This window comes from Wenxinia saemankumensis (genome assembly GCF_900141735.1).
Taxonomy (GTDB): domain Bacteria; phylum Pseudomonadota; class Alphaproteobacteria; order Rhodobacterales; family Rhodobacteraceae; genus Wenxinia; species Wenxinia saemankumensis.
Genome location: NZ_FQYO01000006.1, coordinates 123,758 through 143,061 on the forward strand (window position 1 = coordinate 123,758; position 19,304 = coordinate 143,061).

Below are 19,304 nucleotides of genomic sequence, written 5' to 3' on the forward strand. Positions count from 1 at the left end.
TCAGGGGAAGGGAGGCGGCCGCGGGAGGGACCGCCCTGCCCTGCCACCCGGCCCGGGTCCTCGGCGCCGCGCCGCTGCCCGGTGGGAAGTTAGCGCTAACGCTTGCCGCATCGCGGCATCCTTGCTAGGGAGGCGTCGAACCCCGACACCCTTCTGAAAGGCCCGGACATGAGCCTGAATCCCCGTATCGAGGCCGTCACCGCGCGCATCGTCGAGCGCTCGCAAGGCCGGCGCGCCGGCTACCTGGAGACCATGGCCCGGGCCCGCGACGCGGGGGTGAAACGCGCGCACCTGTCCTGCGGCAACCAGGCCCATGCCTATGCCGCGATGGGCGACGACAAGGAGCGGCTCGCCGAGGGCGTCGCCCCGAACATCGGGATCGTCACCGCCTACAACGACATGCTCTCGGCCCATCAGCCATTCGAGCGGTTTCCCGACCTGATCCGCGACGCGGCCCGCCGGATCGGCGCCACCGCGCAGGTCGCGGGGGGCGTGCCGGCGATGTGCGACGGCGTCACGCAGGGCCAGACGGGGATGGAGCTGTCGCTGTTCAGCCGCGACGTGATTGCGCTCGCCGCCGGGGTCGGCCTCAGCCACAACACCTTCGACGCCGCGCTCTATCTCGGGGTCTGCGACAAGATCGTTCCGGGCCTCGTGATCGCCGCCGCCACCTTCGGCTACATCCCGTCCGTCTTCCTGCCCGCCGGTCCCATGACCTCCGGCCTGCCGAACGACGAGAAGAGCAAGGTCCGCCAGAAATTCGCCGCCGGCGAGATCGGCCGGGACGAGCTGATGGCCGCGGAGATGGCCTCGTATCACGGGCCGGGCACCTGCACCTTCTACGGTACCGCGAACACCAACCAGATGCTGATGGAATTCATGGGCCTGCACCTGCCGGGCGCGTCCTTCGTCAATCCCAACACGCCGCTGCGCGACGCGCTGACCGTGGCGGGGGTCGAGCGGGCGGCCGCGATCACCTCGCAGGGCAACGATTACCGCCCGGTCAGCGAGATCCTCGACGAGAAGGCCTTCGTGAACGGGATCGTCGGCCTGATGGCGACGGGCGGGTCGACGAACCTCGTCCTGCATCTGCCGGCGATGGCGCGGGCGGCGGGCGTGATCCTGGACACGCAGGATTTCGCGGACATCTCGGCCGTGGTGCCGCTGATGGCCAAGGTCTATCCGAACGGTCTGGCCGACGTGAACCATTTCCACGCCGCGGGCGGTCTGTCCTACATGATCGGCGAGCTGCTGTCCGAAGGGTTGCTGCACGACGACACCTCCACCATCGCCGGCGACGGTCTGGCGCTCTACACGCAGGAGCCGAAGCTGAAGGACGGCCGCGTCGCCTACGAACCCGGTGACGGACAGACCCGTAACGACAAGATCCTGCGTCCCGCCGCCGACCCGTTCCAGAAGACCGGGGGTCTCGTGAACCTGACCGGCAATCTCGGGCGCGGGGTCATCAAGGTCTCGGCCGTTGATCCCTCGCGCCACGTGATCGAGGCGCCGGCCCGCGTGTTCGAGGATCAGGAAAGCGTGAAGGCCGCCTTCCGCAATGGGGAGTTCACCGGCGATTGCGTCGTCGTCGTCCGCTTCCAGGGCCCGAAATCGAACGGGATGCCGGAACTGCACTCGCTCACGCCGACCCTCGCCGTCCTCCAGGACCGGGGCCACAAGGTCGCGCTGGTGACCGACGGTCGCATGTCCGGCGCGAGCGGCAAGGTGCCCGCCGCGATCCATGTCTGCCCCGAGGCGGCCGATGGCGGCCCGCTCGCCTTCCTGCGGGACGGCGACATGGTGCGGCTCGACGCGGCGAACGGCACGCTGGAGACCACCGCCGACCTGGCGTCCCGCGAGGCGGCGACCCCCGACCTGACGGGGAACGGCACCGGCGTGGGGCGCGAGCTCTTCGAGGTGTTCCGCCGCACGGTGAGTCGCGCCGATCAGGGCGCGGGCGTGGTCGTGTGAGCCTGCGTCCCGGTGCTGCACCGGGTCCGAACCGCGGCCCGGCCCGTTCCGGTTCACCGGCCCGGCCGTCTCGCCGCCCGGCGGGCTGCCGCGCCGCCGCCGCGCCGCCCCCGTCGCGCCGCCCGGGCGCGCCTTCGGTGCATCGCGGCACCTTCGCCCCCATCCCTCGGGCCGCCAGCCGCCCGTCCCGCGCCGATCGGCCAGTCACGCTGAACAAAGGACCCCGCCCATGACCCCCGACCACGCTTCCGAGCTCAACGAGAAGCTCTGCCGCCTCGCCCCGGTGATCCCGGTCCTTGTGGTGAAGGACGCCGCCGGCGCCGCCGACCTCGCCCGCGCCCTGGTCGCGGGGGGGCTGCCCGCCCTCGAAGTGACGCTGCGCACGCCCGCCGCGCTCGACGTCATCCGCGAGATGGCGTCGGTCGAGGGCGGCGTGGTCGGCGCCGGCACACTGCTGACGGCCGAGGACGTGGAGAAGGCCAAGGCGGCTGGCGCGACCTTCGGCGTCTCGCCCGGCGCGACGGACCGCGTCCTCGACGCCTGCGAGGCGAACGACCTTCCGCTGCTGCCTGGCGCCGCCACCCCGTCCGAGGCGATGCGCCTGCTGGAGCGGGGCTACACCGTGCAGAAGTTCTTCCCCGCCGAGGCGAACGGCGGCGTGCCGGTGCTGAAGGCCTGGGCCTCGCCCTTGCCGCAGATCCGCTTCTGCCCCACGGGCGGCATCGACCTGGCCCGCGCGCGGGACTACCTGGCCCTGCCCAACGTGCTCTGCGTCGGCGGCTCGTGGGTCGCGCCGGGCGGCGCGGTCTCGGGCGGCGACTGGGCGGAGGTGGAACGCCTCGCGGCCGAGGCGGCGGCCTTGCCGCGGTAGGAGCCGGTCCGGCGCTTCCCGTCAGAAGACCGATTGCTGCGCGCGGCGCAGGGTGAATCCGTGCCCGCCGCGATTGACGCAGGTCATCCCGCTCTCGCGCGATGTACACGTGACGGCACCGACGCTGATGCTCTGACCATACGCGAGGATCTGTGCCGTAGGGTTGTAGCGGCTATCGGTGTAGCAACCCGGGGACCCGGCGCTGCCGGCCGATACGCTGAAGCTGCCTCCCCAATCGCCGTCGCACCATGCAGGCCGGGAAGGAAAAGAGGGCGTGAACCGGAAGATATCGCAGGTAGCGCTGCCCCCGTTTGCAGCACCGATCATGCAGTGAATGTTGCCCGATGGCGACTGGAAGGAAAGATAGTCCTGAGCCGTGGCTGCTGTGGTCAAGCTGCAAGCGACGACGATGGCTGCACCGGTAAGTCTCATTTCACGACCTCACTGAAACCAAGAGGCTAGGCCGAGAGCGGGAGATGCTGCAAGTCCAGCGAGCCCCGCTGAGCCCGCTTTCCCGCCGCGCCCGGCTCTGCTAGGGCGCGGCCATGCTGAAGCTCACCGACATCTCCTATTCCGTGGAGGGGCGTCCCCTCCTCGAACACACCTCCGCCGTGATCCCCACCGGCCACAAGGTCGGCCTCGTGGGGCGCAACGGGACGGGCAAGACGACGCTGTTCCGCCTGATCCGGGGCGAGCTGACGCTCGATACCGGCGAGATCGAGCTGCCCTCCGGCGCCCGGATCGGCGGCGTCGCGCAGGAAGTGCCGGGGTCGGACACCACGCTTCTCGACACGGTGCTGGAAGCCGATACCGAGCGCGCCGCCCTGATGGCGGAGGAGACCGAGGACCCCGCCCGCATCGCCGAGATCCAGACCCGGCTGACCGACATCGACGCCTGGTCGGCCGAGGCGCGCGCCTCGTCCATCCTCAAGGGCCTCGGCTTCACCGATGCCGAGCAGCGGATGCCCTGCTCGGCCTTCTCGGGCGGCTGGCGGATGCGCGTGGCGCTGGCGGCGGTCCTCTTCGCCCAGCCGGACCTGCTGCTGCTCGACGAGCCGACCAACTATCTCGACCTCGAGGGCGCCCTCTGGCTCGAAAGCTACATCGCGAAATACCCCCATACGGTGCTGATCGTCAGCCACGACCGGGGCCTGCTCAACCGCGCCGTGACCGGCATCCTGCATCTCGAGAACAAGGGCCTGACCTACTGGTCCGGCCCCTACGACCAGTTCGCGCGGCAGCGGGCCGAGCGGCGCGCCAACCTGATCGCCCAGGCCAAGAAGCAGGACGCCCAGCGCGCCCATCTGCAAAGCTTCGTCGACCGCTTCAAGGCCAAGGCCTCGAAGGCCAAGCAGGCGCAGTCGCGCGTGAAGATGCTGGAGAAGATGGAGACGATCCGCGTGCCCGAGGACGCGGCGCGCACCGTCTTCACCTTCCCCGAACCCGAGGAGCTCTCGCCCCCCATCGTGGCGATGGAAGGGGCCGCCGTCGGCTACGGCGAGCGGACGGTCCTGTCGAAGCTGAGCCTGCGGATCGACCAGGACGACCGGATCGCCCTCCTGGGGCGCAACGGCGAGGGGAAGTCCACCTTCTCCAAGCTGCTGGCCGGCAAGCTGGAGACGCGGGGCGGGCAGGTCGTCGCGTCGAACAAGTTGCGGGTCGGCTACTTCGCGCAGCACCAGGTGGACGAGCTGCGGGTGGAGGAGACGCCGCTCCAGCACCTGCTGCGCGAACGGCCCGAGGAGGGGCAGGCCAAGCTGCGGGCCCGGCTCGCGGGCTTCGGCCTGATGGCCGCGCAGGCCGAGACCGTGGTCGGCCGCCTGTCGGGCGGGCAGAAGGCAAGGCTCTCGCTCCTGCTGGCGACGCTGCATGCGCCCCACATGCTGATCCTCGACGAGCCGACCAACCACCTCGACATCGAGAGCCGCGAGGCGCTGGTCGAGGCGCTGACCGCCTATTCGGGCGCGGTCGTCCTCGTCAGCCACGACATGCACCTGCTCAGCATGGTCGCCGACCGGCTCTGGCTAGTGAAGGACGGGCGGGTCACGCCCTATGACGAGGATCTCGAATCCTACCGCCGGATGCTGCTGACCCCCGAGAAGCCGAAGGGCGAGGGCAAGCCGAAGCCGAAGGTCGAACGGCCCAGCCGTGACCAGATCCTCGCCCTCCGCTCGGAGGCGCGCAAATGCGAGGAGCGGGTGAAGACGATCGAGCAGATGCGCGACAAGCTGGCCAAGAAACTCTCCGATCCTGCCCTCTACGAGGACGACAAGGTCGGCGAGCTGGAGGTCTGGAACAAGAAATACGCCGAGCTGATGGAGGGTCTGGGCCGGGCCGAGGCGATGTGGATGGCGGCTATGGAGAAGCTCGAGAAGGCGGAGGCCGCGTGACCCCCCGCCCCCCGGGATCCGGTCTCGCCGTCCGCCCCATGCGGGACGCGGACTGGCCTGCCATGTGGGAGATCGTGCGCCCCGTCCTGCGCGCCGGCGAGACCTACACGGTCGATCCGCATCTGGACGAGGACGCGGCCCGCGACTTCTGGTGCGGGCCGCCCTCCACCGCCGTCACTGTGGCGGAAGCCGGCGGCACGATCCTCGGCACCGCGCATATGGGCCCCAACCGCGGCGGGCCGGGCGCCCATGTCGCCAATGCCAGCTACATGGTGGGCGAGGCCGCCCGCGGCCGGGGCGTCGGCCGGGCGCTGGTCCTCGATTCGCTCGAGCGGCTCGCCGCGCAGGGCTTCGAGTCGCTCGTCTTCAACGCGGTCGCGGCGTCCAATCGCGGGGCGGTGCGGCTGTATCTCGACCTCGGCTTCACCATCCTGGGCAGCGTGCCCGGCGGTTTCCGCCACCCGCGGGAGGGCCTCGTGGACCTGCACGTCATGCACCGGGCGCTGCGCTGATGCCCGACATCTCCTTCACGATCACCGCTTTCGTGACGCTCTTCGTCATCATGGACCCGATCGGGCTGATGCCGGTCTTCGTCGCGCTGACCGCCGGAATGGACCGGGCCCATCGCCGTGCCGTCGCGATCCGGGCGGCGATCGTCGGCGCCGTCATCCTGACGGTGTTCGGCCTGTTCGGCGACCGCGTTCTGGGCTTCATCGGCATCTCGCTGCCAGCCTTCCGCATCGCGGGGGGCATCCTGCTGTTCCTGACCGCGCTCGACATGCTGTTCGAGCGGCGCGCGGCGCGGCGGCAGGACCAGTCGGCGCATCCCTCGGACGACCCGTCCGTCTTTCCCATCGCCATGCCGCTGATCGCCGGGCCGGGCGCCATCGCCTCGATGATCCTGCTCACCGGGCAGACCGGCCCCAGTTGGGAGGGCATCCTCGTCGTCCACGCGGTGATGTTCGCCGTCGTGCTCATCACCCTGGCCCTGTTCCTCGCCGCGCCGCTGATCGAACGGATGCTGGGCGAGACCGGGGTCAACGTGGTCAGCCGCCTGCTCGGGATGCTGCTGGCCGCGCTCTCCGTCCAGTTCGTGATCGACGGTGTCCTCGCCAGCATTGGCGGCTGAGGCCGGCGCCCCTATCTGACGGGCATGACAGGGGACCAGATCGCCAATCTCGCCTATCTCGGCCTGCTCGGGGCCGTGATCGCGGGCTACTTCTTCGCCTCGCACCGGCAGAACCTGGGCCGGAGCCTGCGGCAGCTGATGCTCTGGGCGCTGATCTTCGTCGGGGTGATCGCGGCCTACGGGCTGTGGACCGACATCCGGCAGGACGTGGCGCCGACCCAGGCCTATCTCGACGACGGCCGGATCGAGGTGCCGCTCGGCCCCGACGGTCATTACCACCTGACCGCCGAGGTAAACGGCACGCCGGTCAAGTTCATCGTCGATACGGGCGCCAGCGACATCGTGCTGTCCGCCGCCGACGCCGAGCGGGCGGGCGTCGACCTCGCCGGGCTGACCTACTGGGGTCAGGCGCAGACGGCCAACGGCGTGGTGCGCACCGCCCCGGTGCAGCTGGACAGCGTCCGACTCGGCCCGGTCAGCGATACCGGCGTGCGCGCGGTGGTGAACGAGGGGGCCTTCGACTACTCCCTCCTCGGGATGAGCTATCTCGCCCGCTTCGCCCGGATCGAGATCGCGGACAACCGGCTGGTGCTGACGCGCTAGGTGTCGCGGTCGGGATGCTGGCGGTCCGACGGGTTCGGACCGCGATCCTCGGTGAAGGTATCCCGCAGATGGGCAAGCGGTCCGAGCGCGGGGTGACGTCCGTATCCGTCCGACTGCCAGCCCACCGGGATCTCGCCCGCACGGTCGAAGGCGCCGAGCATGAGGCCGATCCCGTCCGCCGACCGCCAGAAGAGGGGCGTGCCGCAGGCGGCGCAGAAGCCGCGCGCCACCTCGACCGAGCTGTGGAAGGTCGCGGGCTTCCCCCGGGTCCAGGTCAGCGCCGCCGGGTCCACCCCGATCAGCGCGGCGAAGAGATTGCCCGCCGCCTTCTGGCACTGGCGGCAATGGCACAGATGCGCCGCCTCTCCCAGACGGTCCGCGCGGAACCGGACCGCGCCGCACTGACACCCGCCGGAAAGCGGCCCGTCCGGCAGGCTCAGCCTTCCGCCTTCTTCGTCCATCGACCGTCCTCCTGCGCCCAGTACTGCGCCGCGATCCCCGCGCCGGTGAGGGTTCGCCACTGGACCCGGGCCGCCTGAACCGCGGCCGGATCGTGGCCGTCGAACAGGATGCAGACCCGCTGCAGCGCCGCGGCCTCTCCCGCGGTCACCCCGGCCCCGTCCAGCGCCATGAGGCAGGCGATACCCTCCGCCGCCTCGCCCGCCGTCAGCAGGACCGGCTGGAGCGCATCGTGCGGCCCGCCGGCGCGGCCATGCGCGTTGAAGCTGTCGGCCGGCCCGTCCCAGAGCGCGGCGTCGAGCGCGTCCATCCGGGCGGGATCGGTGCCCCGCACCTCGACCCGCCACCCGGCCTGCGCGGCGCGGGGCAGCAGCATGGCGAGCGCCTCCTCGGCGGTCGCCTCGGTCAGGTGATAGAAATAGGCAGCCCCCATGCGACCCCGGGTAGCGCGCCCCCGCCGAGTTGACCAGTCCCGCCTTCCGGCGCGGCCCCCGGCACGCTAAGCCGGAGGGACGCGAGGACGGGGAGCCGATGTCGAGACTGGATCGCTACATGCTGGCGCGGCTCCTGAGGCTGTTCGGCCTCTCCGCGCTCGTGCTGATCCTCGTCTACTGGATCAACCGCGCCATCGGCCTGTTCGACCAGATCATCGCCGATGGCGAGGGGTTCGGCGTGTTCCTCGAGCTCACCCTCCTCGCCCTGCCCCCGCTCGTCGCCATCGCGGCGCCAATCTCGGCCGTGGTGGCGGCGATCTACGTCACCAACCGGCTGACCGCCGACAGCGAACTGGTCGTGGCACAGGCGGTCGGCCTGTCGCCCTGGCGGCTGGCGCGCCCGGTCCTGGTCTTCGGCCTGATCGTCGCGGCGCTGCTCTCGGTGCTGACCCATCTGCTGATCCCCACGGCCGCCGCGCGGCTCGCCGACCGGCAGGACGAGATCGCCCGCACCGCGACCGCCCGGATCCTGCGGCCCGGCGCGTTCCTCGATCCCGCGGACGGGATCACCCTCTACATCCGCGAGATCTCGGCCACGGGCGAGGTGCAGGACCTGTTCCTTTCGGACAGCACCGACCCGGACGAGACGGTGACCTTCCTCGCCTCGCGCGCCTTCCTCGTGCGGACCGAGGCCGGGCCGCAGCTCGTCATGGTGAACGGGCAGGTGCAGGTCTGGCGCCGGGCGGAGGACACGCTCTCGGTCACGGAATTCGACGAGTTCGCCTACGATATCGGCGCCCTGATGCCCGCGGGCGGCGACACCGCCCGCCGCGCGCGCGAGGTCGGCACGGCCGAGCTGCTGGCCGCCACGCCCGCCCTGCAGCAAGAGACGGGCGAGAACGCGGGCGCGCTGGTGGTCGAGGGGCACGAACGCTTCGCCGACGCGGCGTTGGGCGCGGTCGGGGCGATGATCGGCTTCTCCGCGCTGATGGTGGGGGGCTTCAGCCGGCTCGGCGTCTGGCGACAGATCGGGCTGGCCGTCGGGCTGGTGATCCTGGTGAAGCTCGTCGAGAGCGGCACCACCTCGGCCGTGCGCGGCGATCCCGCGCTCTGGCCGCTCCTCTACCTGCCGACGGCGCTGGGCGCGGGGCTGTCGGCGGCACTGCTGGCGGTGGCGGGGCGCACCCGGCGCGCCCCGCCCATCGGCAGGCGCGCGGACGCCCGGTCGGGGGCGACCGCATGATCCTGCACCGCTACTATGCGAGGCGCTTCGCCGCGACCTTCCTCGGCGTATTCGCGGTCTTCCTCGCGATCCTGCTCTTCGTCGACCTGATCGAGCAGGCCCGCCGCTTCGGCGGCGAGGGGGTGGGCCTGGCGGGGCTGCTGCGCCTCTCGGCCCTCAGCATCCCGCGCGAGCTGTTCCGGATCCTGCCGCTCGTCACGATCATCGCGACGCTCGTGCTGTTCCTGTCGCTCGCCCGCTCGTCCGAGCTGGTGGTGACGCGCGCGGCGGGGCGGCCGGCGCTGGCGGTCCTCGCCGCCCCCGCGCTGGTGATGCTGCTGATCGGGGCGGCGGCGGTGGCCGCGATGGACCCGATCGTCGCCGCTACCAGCCGGGAATACGAGAGGCGGGTCGACGCCCTGCAGGGCCGGGGCGAGGCGCTGGGCCTCGGCGCGGACGGGATCTGGCTGCGGCAGGGCGGCATGCCGGGGCCGACAATCATCAACGCGGCGCGGACCAACGTGGATGGCACGGCGCTGTGGGACACCACCTTCCTGACCTTCGACGGCGAGGGCACGCCGCTGCGCCGGATCGCCGCCCGCCGGGCGATCCTGGGTGCCGGGGAATGGACGCTCTACGACGCCAAGGTCTGGCCGCTGCAGGACGGCGCGGTGCCGGAGGCGGCCGCGCGCGAGGTCGCGCTTTTCACCCTGCCCTCGCCCCTCACCCCGGCCGAGATCCGCGACAGCTTCGGCGATCCGTCCGAGATCCCGGTCTGGGAACTGCCCGCCTTCATCGCGCGGCTGAACGAGGCCGGCTTCACCGCGCGGCGGCACGAGGTCTGGCTGCAGATGCAGCTCGCACTGCCGGTCTTCCTCGCCGCGATGGTGCTGATCGGCGCCGCCTTCACGATGCGCCACCACCGCTCGGGCCGGACCGGGCTGATGGTCCTGCTGGCCCTCCTGGTCAGTTTCGGTGTGTACTTCCTGCGCAGCTTCGCGCAGATCCTGGGCGAGAACGGGGACATCCCGCCTGCCCTCGCGGCCTGGGCGCCGCCGCTCGCCGCCGCGCTGCTGACGCTCGGCCTGATCCTGCACCTGGAGGACGGATGATCCGCCTCGCCCTCCTCCTGATCTGCCTCGCCTGGCTCGGCCCCGGGCGCGCCGCCGCGCAGGGCACGGCGAGCCTCGTCGCCGACCGGGTGAGCGTGGACGAGGGCGGCCGCCTCGTCGCCTCGGGCGGGGTCGAGGTGTTCTACGACGGCACCCGCCTCACGGCGGACAGCGTCACCTACAGCCGCGACGGCGACCGGCTGGCGATCGAGGGGCCGATCCTGATCGAGCAGCCGGACGGCACGATCCTGACGGCCGAGGCGGCCAGCCTCGATCCCCGGATCGAGAGCGGGATCTTGCGCTCCGCCCGGCTGGTGCTCGAGCGCCAGCTCCAGCTCGCCGCGGCCCGGATCGACCGGATCGACGGGCGCTACACCGCGCTGACCGGCGCCGCCGCCACCGCCTGCCAGGTCTGCGCCGGCCGCGCCCCGCTCTGGGAGATCCGCGCGGACCGGGTGATCCACGACGAGGTCGACCGCCAGCTCTACTTCGAGAACGCGCAGTTCCGGATCCGCGGCCTGCCTGTCCTCTGGGTGCCGGCGATGCGCCTTCCGGACCCGACCGTCACCCGCGCGACCGGCCTCCTGGTGCCGAGCGTCACGACGAACGACCTGCTCGGCTTCGGCGTCCGCCTGCCCTATTTCGTGGCGCTGGGGCCGCGCCGGGATCTGACGCTGACCCCCTTCCTCGCCACCGAGACGACCACCGTCGAGGGGCGCTATCGCCAGACCTGGCGCAGCGGGGCGCTGACCGTCGAGGGCGCGGCGAGCCGCGACAGCGTCCGGCCGGGCGGGCCGCGCGGCTACGTCTTCGCCGACGGGAGGTGGGCGCTGGAGGACGGACAGAGCATCCTCTTCCAGCTGCAGAGCGTCACCGACCGGACCTATCTCGACGAATACGGCTACTCGGATCTGGACCGCCTCTCCACCGGGCTGCGCTACACCCGGGTGCGCGAGGATTCGCTGCTCTCGACCGATGCCACCTACTACCGCACGCTCCGCCGCGGCGAGGTGCAGGGCGCGCTGCCCCCGCTCGTCGCGCGCGCCGTCTACGAGCGGCGGCGCCCGACCGGGCCGCTGGTCCTGACCTACGGGGCGCGGGCCGAGAGCTTCCGCCGCACCGAGGATGCGGCCGGTCCCACGGGCCGCGACGTGGCGCGGCTCGGCGCCTTCGCCGACCTGCGGGGCGAGACGGTGCTCGGCCCCGGCCTCGTCCTGTCGGGGGCCGGGTCGGTCGATCTCGGCGCCTACGCGATCTCGGACGATCCGGCCTTCGAGGACCTGCCGCTGCGCGCCACGCCCGGCGCACTGGTCACGCTGCGCTGGCCGCTGATCCGGCGCGAGGCGGGCGGCGCGGCACAGACGCTGGAGCCCTTCGTCGCGGCGGCCTGGTCGCGCACGCTCGGCGCCGACGTGCCGAACGAGGACAGCGCCATCGTCGAGTTCGACGAGACCAACATCGACGCGCTGACCCGCTATCCCGGGCAGGACGCGCGCGAGGACGGGGCGCGGCTGTCCTTCGGCCTGACCTGGACCCGCACCGCGCCCAGCGGCAGCGCGCTGGCGCTCACCTTCGGCCGGATCCTGCGCGAGGAGGCGGAACCCTTCACCCTGTCCTCTGGCCTCGACGGGCTGGCCTCGGACTGGCTGCTCGCCGCGCGGGCGGACCTGCCCGCCGGCCTGACCGCGCGGGCCCGCGCCATCGTCGACAACGAGGGCCAGTTCGACAAGACCGAGGCGCGGATCGACTGGCAGACCTCCAGTCTCGCCCTCGGCGCGACCTATCTCTTCCTGCCGCAGGAACCACCCGAGGGACGGCTCGACCGGATCGCGGAATGGGCGGTCGACGCGCGCTGGCAGGTCTCGCCCGTCTGGTCGCTCTCGCTCGACGCCCGCTACGACCTGGCGCGGGACGAGCCGGTCGAGACGGGCATCGGACTCGGCTGGCAGAGCGAATGCGTCGAGGTGGACGTTTCGCTGTCCCGCAGCTACACCAGCGGCGAGACGGATCCCGTAACCGATCTCGGCCTCGCCGTGAACCTGCGCGGCTTCTCCGCCGGCGACGGCCTGGCGGTGCCCCCGGGCCGGTGCGACGGATGACGGGACCGCGAACGGGCAAGGAGGGGCCGGACCGGCCCCGTGGGGGAACGTATCATGCGTAACATCGTCCGTCTGATCGGCGCCGCGCTGCTGCTGGCCGGGGCCGCCGCCCTGCCCGCGTCGGGACAGAGCCCCTTCTCGGCCGCCGCCACGGTGAACGAGCGGGCCGTGACCTGGTACGAGGTCGACCAGCGGGCCGCGCTTCTGCAGGCCTTCGGGCAGCCCGGCAGCGACCGCGAGACGGCGCTGCAACAGCTGATCGAGGAGCGGGTGAAGCAGGCCGAATACGCCCGCGTCGGCCTCGGCCTCTCGGACGAGGGGCTGCAGGCCGCGCTCGCCGAATTCGCCGGGCGCGCCCAGCTGACGGTCGACGAGTTCACCGCCCGGCTCGCCGGGGACGGCGTCGCCTTCGAGACCTTCCGCGACTACGTGATCGCCGGGATCACCTGGCGCGACTACATCCGCTCGCGCTATGCCTCGCGCGTCGACATCACCGAGGCCGATATCGACCGGGTCCTCGCCACACGGGGCGACACGACGGCCGGGATCGAGATCCTCGTCAGCGAGATCATCATCCCCGCTCCGCCCGAGCGCCTGGCCGAGGCCGAGGCGATCGCCGCCCGGATCACCGCGATGACCAGCGCCGCCCAGTTCGAGGCGGCGGCGCGCGAATATTCGGCCCTGCCCTCGCGCGACGAGGGCGGACGGCTCGACTGGCTGCCGCTGACCCAGTTCCCCGACGCGCTCCAGCCGCTCTTCCTCTCGCTCGATCCCGGGCAGGTCTCGCAGCCGATCACCATCCCCAACGGGATCGCGCTGTTTCAGCTGCGCGACATCCGCGAGACCGGCCGCCCGGCCGAAGCCGTCGCCCGGCTCGACTACGCCGTGCTCGCCCTGCCGAGCCTCGAGGACGGGGCGCGGGTCGCCGCGATGGTCGATACCTGCGACGATCTCTACGGCGTCGCGCGGGGCCTTCCGGCCGAGCAGCTGACCCGCGAGGAGGCCGCGCCCGGCGCGATCCCGCAGGACGTCGCGCTGGAGCTGGCGAAGCTCGACGCGGGCGAGGTGTCGCTGGGCCTGACCCGCGACGGCGGCGCGACGCGGCTGCTGGTCATGCTGTGTTCGCGCACGCTGGCGGCCAATGCCGAGGTGGACCGCGCGGCGATCCGCGACCGGCTGCGGAACGAGCAGCTGACCTCCTATGCCGACGGGCTTCTCGCCGACCTCATGGCCTCGGCCCGCATCGACCGGCCGTGACCGCCCCGCCCGGCCCGGTCGTCCTGTCCTGCGGCGAGCCCGCGGGGATCGGCCCCGAGATCGCGGGCAGCGCCTGGGCCGCGCTGCGCGGCGAGATCCCCCTCCTCTGGATCGGCGATCCGGCGCATCTGCCGGACGGCCTGCCCTGGCGCGCGGTCGACGATCCCGCCGCCGCGGCGACGGTCGCGCCCGAAGCGCTGCCCGTCTGGCCGATGGCGTTCGGCGCCCCCCGCATCCCCGGCACGCCGCAGGCCGCCCACGCGCCGCATGTCGTCGCCGCGATCGAGACCGGCGCGCGGATGGTGCAGCAGGGCGCCGCGCGCGCCCTGACCACGCTGCCGATCCACAAGGCGGCGCTGATGGCGGGGGCGGGATTCCCGCATCCCGGCCATACCGAGTTCCTCGCCCGCCTCTCCGGCGTGCCCGAGGACTCGACGGTGATGATGCTGGCCTGTCCCGCCCTGCGGGTGGTGCCCGCCACGATCCACGTCCCCCTCGCCCGGGTGCCGGCCCTGCTGACCGCCGCGCGGCTCGAGGCGGTGATCCGCGTGACGCGGGACGCCCTCATGCGGGATTTCGGCCTGCCGGCGCCCCGGATCGCGGTAGCCGGCCTCAACCCACATGCCGGGGAGGATGGCCGGATCGGGCGCGAGGAGGTGGAGGTGATCGCGCCGCTGCTGGACCGCCTGCGGGCCGAGGGGATGGACCTCGCCGGCCCGGCCTCGGCCGACACGATGTTCCACCCGGCCGCCCGGACCGGCTACGACGCCGCGATCTGCATGTATCACGACCAGGCGCTGATCCCGATCAAGACGATCGACTTCGCCGGCGGGGTCAACGTCACGCTCGGCCTACCCTTTGTGCGGACCTCGCCCGATCACGGCACCGCCTTCGCCATCGCGGGCACCGGCACGGCCGATCCGACCTCGACCATCGCGGCGATCCGGATGGCGGCGGACATGGCGCGCGCGAGGGCGGCGGCCTGATGCGGGCGGGTCCGGCACAGGCGGCCCCGGCGCTGGAGGGATCGGTGCGGGGGGCATCGGTGCGGGGGGACGTTCCGTCCCCCCCTTGGCCTGCGGCCAATTCCCCCCCTGGAGAGTATTTCGGGCAAGATAAGAGCGCGACCCTCCGCGCGGGGCGGGCGGCGTGAGCCTGGACGACCTGCCGCCGCTGCGCGCGGTGATCGCGCGGCACGACCTGCGGGCGCGGAAGGCGCTCGGGCAGAACTTCCTGCTCGACCTGACCCTGACGGCGCGGATCGCGCGGGCGGCGGGGGATCTGGCGGGATCGGACGTGCTGGAAGTCGGCCCCGGGCCCGGCGGGCTGACGCGCGGCCTGCTGGAGGAGGGGGCCCGGCGGGTGCTGGCGATCGAGAAGGATCCGCGCTGCCTGCCCGCCCTGGCCGAGATCGCGGCGGCCGCGCCCGGGCGTCTCGAGGTGATCCTCGGCGACGCGCTGGAGATCGACCCGCTCGCGCATCTGACGCCGCCGATCCGGGTGGCGGCGAACCTGCCCTACAACGTGGGCACCGAGCTGCTGGTGCGGTGGCTGACGCCCCCCGCCTGGCCGCCCTTCTGGCAGAGCCTGACCCTGATGTTCCAGAAGGAGGTGGCCGAGCGGATCGTGGCCGCGCCGGGGTCGAAGGCCTATGGCCGCCTCGCGCTGCTGGCGCAGTGGCGGTGCGAGGCGCGGATCGTGCTGACCCTGCCGCCGGAGGCCTTCACCCCGCCGCCCAAGGTCCATTCCGCGGTCGTGCATCTGACGGCCCTGCCCGAGCCGCGCTACCCCGCCGATCCGGAAGTGCTGGAGCGGGTGGTCGCGGCCGCCTTCAACCAGCGGCGCAAGATGCTGCGGGCCGCCCTGCGCGGCCTGTCGCCGGACATCGAGGCGCATCTGGAGGCGGCCGGCATTCCGCCCACCGAGCGGGCGGAGCGGGTGGATCTCGAACGGTTCTGCGCCCTCTCCCGGTCGCTGGCGGAAGGCTGAGCTTGCCTCCGGGCGCGCCCGGCTCTAATCGGCGGCCATGACCCTGCCCGCCCCCTCCCACGACCGCCTGCTGATCATCGATTTCGGCAGCCAGGTGACGCAGCTGATCGCGCGCCGCCTGCGCGAGCTGAACGTGCTGGCCGAGATCCACCCCTATCAGAACGTCACCGACGCGCTGCTGGACGAGATGGCGCCGAAGGCCATCATCCTGTCGGGCGGGCCCGACAGCGTCACGCGCGAGGGCTCGCCCCGGCCGCCGATGCGGGTCTTCGAGATGGGCGTGCCGGTCCTCGGCATCTGCTACGGCCAGCAGGCGATGATGGAATGCCTCGGCGGCAAGGTCCTGTCGGGCGACGGCACCGCCGAGTTCGGGCGCGCCTTCGTGACCCCGGCGGAGGAGAGCCTCGACCTGCTGGAGGGCTGGTTCACCACCGGGCGCGAGCAGGTCTGGATGTCCCACGGCGACCACGTGGCCGAGCTGGCGCCGGGCTTCCGCGTCTTCGGAACCTCGCCCGGCGCGCCCTTCGCCGTGACCGCCGACCCGGACCGGCGCTTCTACGCGGTCCAGTTCCATCCCGAGGTGCATCACACCCCGCGGGGCGCGCGGCTCTACGAGAATTTCGTCCGCGCCGCCGGATTCGACGGCGACTGGACGATGAGCGCCTATCGCGAGGAGGCGGTCCGCGCCATCCGCGAGCAGGTGGGCGATGCGAAGGTGATCTGCGCGCTGTCGGGGGGCGTCGATTCCAGCGTCGCCGCGGCGCTGATCCACGAGGCGGTGGGCGACCAGCTGACCTGCGTCTTCGTCGATCACGGCCTGCTGCGCCTGAAAGAGGCCGAGGAGGTCGTGGGCATGTTCCGCGACCACATGAACCTGCACGTGATCCATGCGCAGGAGCAGGACCTGTTCCTGGGCGAGCTCGAGGGCGTCAGCGACCCCGAGACCAAGCGCAAGATCATCGGCCGTCTCTTCATCGACGTGTTCCAGAAATACGCCGACGGGATCGAGGGCGCGCGCTTCCTGGCGCAGGGGACGCTCTATCCCGACGTGATCGAGAGCGTCAGCTTCTCCGGCGGGCCGAGCGTCACGATCAAGAGCCACCACAATGTCGGCGGACTGCCCGAGAAGATGGGGCTGACACTGGTCGAGCCGCTCCGCGAGCTCTTCAAGGACGAGGTGCGCGAGCTCGGCCGCGAGCTCGGCCTGCCGGCGCATTTCATCGGCCGCCACCCCTTCCCCGGCCCCGGCCTCGCCATCCGCTGCCCCGGCGAGATCACGAAGGCCAAGCTCGACATCCTGCGCAAGGCCGACGCGGTCTATATCGACCAGATCCGGCGGCACGGCCTCTACGACGAGATCTGGCAGGCCTTCGTCGCGATCCTGCCGGTCCGGACGGTGGGCGTGATGGGCGACGGGCGGACCTACGACTATGCCTGCGCGCTGCGGGCGGTCACCTCCGTCGACGGGATGACGGCCGATTACTACCCGTTCAGCCACGACTTCCTGTCCGAGACAGCGACGCGGATCATCAACGAGGTGCGCGGCATCAACCGCGTGACCTACGACATCACCAGCAAGCCGCCGGGGACGATCGAATGGGAATGACGCTCCGGACGGGACTCCGCCCCCGCGCGGCGAAGTAACGTGGTCCGGGCGCTCCGGACCCTCGGTCTTGCCGCGACGCTTCTCGTGGTGGCCGCGATCCTGCTGACCGCCGGATCGATGCTGCTGTCGCCGCGCTGCGCCGACCTCGCCGCCACCGCCCCGCCCCGGGGCGCGGCCATCGTGCTGGGCGAGGGGCGCACCGCCGACGGGGTGCTGACCCAAGGCAGCGCGTCGCGCCTCGACGCGGCGCTCGCGCTCTACGACGCGGGCGCGGTGGGCCGGCTCATCCTGTCAGGGGGGGTCGCCGACCGCACGCCCCCCTCGACCGCGCAGGCCATGGCCGACGCGGCCGCCGCGCGCGGCGTGCCGGCGGAGCGGCTGGCGGTCGAGGGCCTCAGCGATTCCACGCTCGAGAACGCCGCGCTCTCGCTGCCGCTGCTGGCCCCGGGAGAGAGCTTCGTTCTTGTGACCGAGGGCTATCACCTCTGGCGGGGCTGGATGAGCTTCGTCCTGGCCGGGGACCGGCCGGACGCGATCTGCCGCGCCGCCATCGTCGCCCGCAGCGATCCCGGCTTCGTCGCGGGGCGGATCCTGCGCGAGGTGCCCGCCGTCATCTGGAATGCCGGCCGGGGAACGGTCTGGGCGGCGGCGCGGCTTTCGGGGCAGGACGGACGCCTGCCCGAGACCTTCCTCGACTGAGGGCGTCGACGGCCGGGGCCCTCGCGCGCCGATGGCGGGCCCTTGCCAAACCCGGCCGCCGGCGCGAAGGTCCCCCCGACCCGATGGGAGCCCTGCCGATGGACAAGCATATCCGCCTGATCGGGCGCCTGATCTGCGAGGACGCGGCCGAGGCCGACCTCGTGCGGTCCCTCCTGCCCGAGCATGTCCGCCTCACCCGCGAGGAGGAAGGCTGCCTGCAGTTCGACGTCACCGAACTGCCCGGCACCACGATCTGGGAGGTGGAGGAGCTGTTCGCCGACAAGGCCGCCTTCGACCGCCACCAGGAGCGCGTGCGGGGGAGCGACTGGGGCCGGCAGACCGGCCATATCCGGCGCAGCTACGAGGTCGACGAGGTCGATCCGGACACGTCCGACCGGGCATGAGCGCCCCCGCCCTCGACGCCTCCGCCGCGGAGACGCCCCGCGCCGGACAGGCGGCGCTGTGGATGCTGGGCGCGATCGTGTCCTTCAGCTCGATGGCTGTCGCGGGTCGCGCCGTCAGCTTCGAACTCGATACGTTCGAGATCATGCTCTACCGCTCGCTCGCCGGGATCCCGATCGTGCTCGGTGCCGCCGCCCTGGCCGGCCGGACGGGCGAGATCCGCGCCGCGCGGATGGGCCTGCACCTGATCCGCAACACCTTCCATTTCCTCGGTCAGAACTGCTGGTATCTGGCGCTGACGCTGATCCCGCTGGCGCAGGTCTTCGCGCTGGAATTCACCGGCCCGATCTGGGCGATCCTCTTCGCGCCGCTCGTGCTGGGCGAGCGGATCACCAGCCGGGGCCTCGCCGCCGCGGCACTCGGCTTCGCCGGTATCCTGATCGTCGCCCGGCCGGGCTTCGGCGCCTTCGACCCGGGACTGGTCGCGGCTGCGGTGGCGGCCATTGGCTTCGGCTTCACCGCGCTCTTCACGCGGCGGCTGACGCGGACGGAATCGACCGTCTCGATCCTTCTGTGGCTGACCGTGATGCAGGCCGGCATGTCGCTGGTCTTCGCCGGGGTCGACGGCGACATCGCCCTGCCCTCGGCGCCGAGCCTGCTGCCGATGGCGGTGATCTCGGTCGGGGGGCTGGTCGCGCATTACTGCCTGACGACAGCGCTGTCCCTCGCCCCGGCGGCGAAGGTGATGCCCATCGACTTCGCCCGTCTTCCCCTGATCGCGGTGGTGGGCATGGTCCTCTACGGAGAGGCGCTCGATCCCCTCGTCTTCCTCGGCGCGGGGCTTATCGTCCTCGGCAACTGGGTCAACCTGCGCCGTCCGCGCCGCGCCTGACCGGGCGCCGGGGCCGGGGGCCGGGGGCCGGGGGCGACCATCGGCCCGCCTTCCCCGCGAGTCACCCGAAAGCCGCACTCCCCGGCCCCTCGCCGGCCCGCATGCGCCGTTTCGCCGCGTCACGTTTGACCGGATGACGGCTTGATGACCAACTTTCGGGCAAGAGGGA

Annotated in this window: 19 protein-coding genes; 16 read left to right on the forward strand and 3 right to left on the reverse strand. The window is 72.2% G+C overall.

Translation table 11 applies throughout. The annotated features are described in order from the left end of the window. The first annotated feature begins 168 nt into the window (after nt 1-168). The gene (gene edd / locus BUE30_RS15740) at nt 169-1,971 is read left to right on the forward strand and encodes a phosphogluconate dehydratase (protein WP_073333495.1); all 1,803 of its coding nucleotides are present in this window, start codon (nt 169-171) and stop codon (nt 1,969-1,971) included. Between the two features lie 229 nt (nt 1,972-2,200). Further along, complete coding sequence (eda, locus tag BUE30_RS15745) at nt 2,201-2,842, forward strand: bifunctional 4-hydroxy-2-oxoglutarate aldolase/2-dehydro-3-deoxy-phosphogluconate aldolase (protein WP_073333500.1); 642 nt, start codon at nt 2,201-2,203, stop codon at nt 2,840-2,842. 21 nt (nt 2,843-2,863) lie between these two features. Here eda and BUE30_RS17635 read toward each other — a convergent pair whose 3' ends face one another. Next, entirely contained in the window at nt 2,864-3,274 is a 411-nt protein-coding gene (locus BUE30_RS17635; RefSeq protein ID WP_073333504.1) for a DUF6636 domain-containing protein, read from the reverse strand. Between the two features lie 113 nt (nt 3,275-3,387). On the opposite strand from BUE30_RS17635, the gene BUE30_RS15755 reads away from it, so the two are divergent. The 4 genes from BUE30_RS15755 to BUE30_RS15770 are packed head-to-tail and all read left to right on the forward strand — an operon-like array spanning nt 3,388 to nt 6,964. Next, entirely contained in the window at nt 3,388-5,232 is a 1,845-nt protein-coding gene (locus BUE30_RS15755; protein WP_073333509.1) for an ABC-F family ATP-binding cassette domain-containing protein, read from the forward strand. Then, nucleotides 5,229-5,744, forward strand: coding sequence for a GNAT family N-acetyltransferase (locus tag BUE30_RS15760; protein ID WP_342068331.1), 516 nt, complete (start codon nt 5,229-5,231; stop codon nt 5,742-5,744). The genes BUE30_RS15755 and BUE30_RS15760 overlap by 4 nt, the downstream gene beginning before the upstream one ends. Further along, entirely contained in the window at nt 5,744-6,361 is a 618-nt protein-coding gene (locus BUE30_RS15765; RefSeq protein WP_073333519.1) for a MarC family protein, read from the forward strand. Before BUE30_RS15760 ends, BUE30_RS15765 begins: the two co-directional genes overlap by 1 nt. A gap of 24 nt (nt 6,362-6,385) precedes the next feature. Next, nucleotides 6,386-6,964 (forward strand): retropepsin-like aspartic protease family protein, encoded by a 579-nt coding sequence (locus BUE30_RS15770; protein WP_073333522.1) that lies wholly within the window; start codon nt 6,386-6,388, stop codon nt 6,962-6,964. On the opposite strand, the gene BUE30_RS15775 is transcribed toward BUE30_RS15770, so the two are convergent. Further along, nucleotides 6,961-7,425, reverse strand: a complete 465-nt coding sequence (locus BUE30_RS15775; protein WP_073333527.1) for a GFA family protein — start codon at nt 7,423-7,425, stop codon at nt 6,961-6,963. The genes BUE30_RS15770 and BUE30_RS15775 overlap by 4 nt on opposite strands. Then, on the reverse strand, nt 7,401-7,856 hold the full coding sequence (locus BUE30_RS15780; protein ID WP_073333531.1) for a DNA polymerase III subunit chi: 456 nt from the start codon (nt 7,854-7,856) through the stop codon (nt 7,401-7,403). The genes BUE30_RS15775 and BUE30_RS15780 overlap by 25 nt, the downstream gene beginning before the upstream one ends. A 98-nt stretch (nt 7,857-7,954) precedes the next feature. Here BUE30_RS15780 and lptF point away from each other — a divergent pair, with 98 nt between their 5' ends. The 10 genes from lptF to BUE30_RS15830 all read left to right on the forward strand — a co-directional run bounded on the left by lptF (nt 7,955) and on the right by BUE30_RS15830 (nt 19,135). Further along, nucleotides 7,955-9,100, forward strand: a complete 1,146-nt coding sequence (gene lptF / locus BUE30_RS15785; RefSeq protein WP_073333536.1) for an LPS export ABC transporter permease LptF — start codon at nt 7,955-7,957, stop codon at nt 9,098-9,100. Beyond that, a complete protein-coding gene (gene lptG, locus BUE30_RS15790; protein WP_073333541.1) occupies nt 9,097-10,191 on the forward strand; it encodes an LPS export ABC transporter permease LptG in 1,095 nt (364 codons plus the stop codon). Before lptF ends, lptG begins: the two co-directional genes overlap by 4 nt. Next, nucleotides 10,188-12,290 (forward strand): LPS-assembly protein LptD, encoded by a 2,103-nt coding sequence (locus tag BUE30_RS15795; protein ID WP_073333544.1) that lies wholly within the window; start codon nt 10,188-10,190, stop codon nt 12,288-12,290. Before lptG ends, BUE30_RS15795 begins: the two co-directional genes overlap by 4 nt. A 54-nt stretch (nt 12,291-12,344) precedes the next feature. Then, nucleotides 12,345-13,547 (forward strand): peptidylprolyl isomerase, encoded by a 1,203-nt coding sequence (locus BUE30_RS15800; RefSeq protein WP_073333547.1) that lies wholly within the window; start codon nt 12,345-12,347, stop codon nt 13,545-13,547. Continuing rightward, a complete protein-coding gene (gene pdxA / locus BUE30_RS15805) occupies nt 13,544-14,533 on the forward strand; it encodes a 4-hydroxythreonine-4-phosphate dehydrogenase PdxA (protein WP_073333551.1) in 990 nt (329 codons plus the stop codon). Before BUE30_RS15800 ends, pdxA begins: the two co-directional genes overlap by 4 nt. A 163-nt stretch (nt 14,534-14,696) precedes the next feature. Next, on the forward strand, nt 14,697-15,536 hold the full coding sequence (rsmA, locus tag BUE30_RS15810; protein ID WP_073333555.1) for a 16S rRNA (adenine(1518)-N(6)/adenine(1519)-N(6))-dimethyltransferase RsmA: 840 nt from the start codon (nt 14,697-14,699) through the stop codon (nt 15,534-15,536). Between the two features lie 37 nt (nt 15,537-15,573). Beyond that, nucleotides 15,574-17,142, forward strand: coding sequence for a glutamine-hydrolyzing GMP synthase (gene guaA, locus BUE30_RS15815; protein WP_073333560.1), 1,569 nt, complete (start codon nt 15,574-15,576; stop codon nt 17,140-17,142). Between the two features lie 39 nt (nt 17,143-17,181). Beyond that, nucleotides 17,182-17,841, forward strand: coding sequence for a YdcF family protein (locus BUE30_RS15820; RefSeq protein ID WP_073333563.1), 660 nt, complete (start codon nt 17,182-17,184; stop codon nt 17,839-17,841). 98 nt (nt 17,842-17,939) lie between these two features. Further along, nucleotides 17,940-18,245, forward strand: coding sequence for a putative quinol monooxygenase (locus tag BUE30_RS15825; RefSeq protein ID WP_139300585.1), 306 nt, complete (start codon nt 17,940-17,942; stop codon nt 18,243-18,245). Continuing rightward, nucleotides 18,242-19,135: a DMT family transporter gene (locus BUE30_RS15830; protein WP_073333570.1), complete on the forward strand. Its 894-nt coding sequence runs from the start codon at nt 18,242-18,244 to the stop codon at nt 19,133-19,135. Before BUE30_RS15825 ends, BUE30_RS15830 begins: the two co-directional genes overlap by 4 nt. The last annotated feature ends 169 nt before the right edge of the window (nt 19,136-19,304 follow it).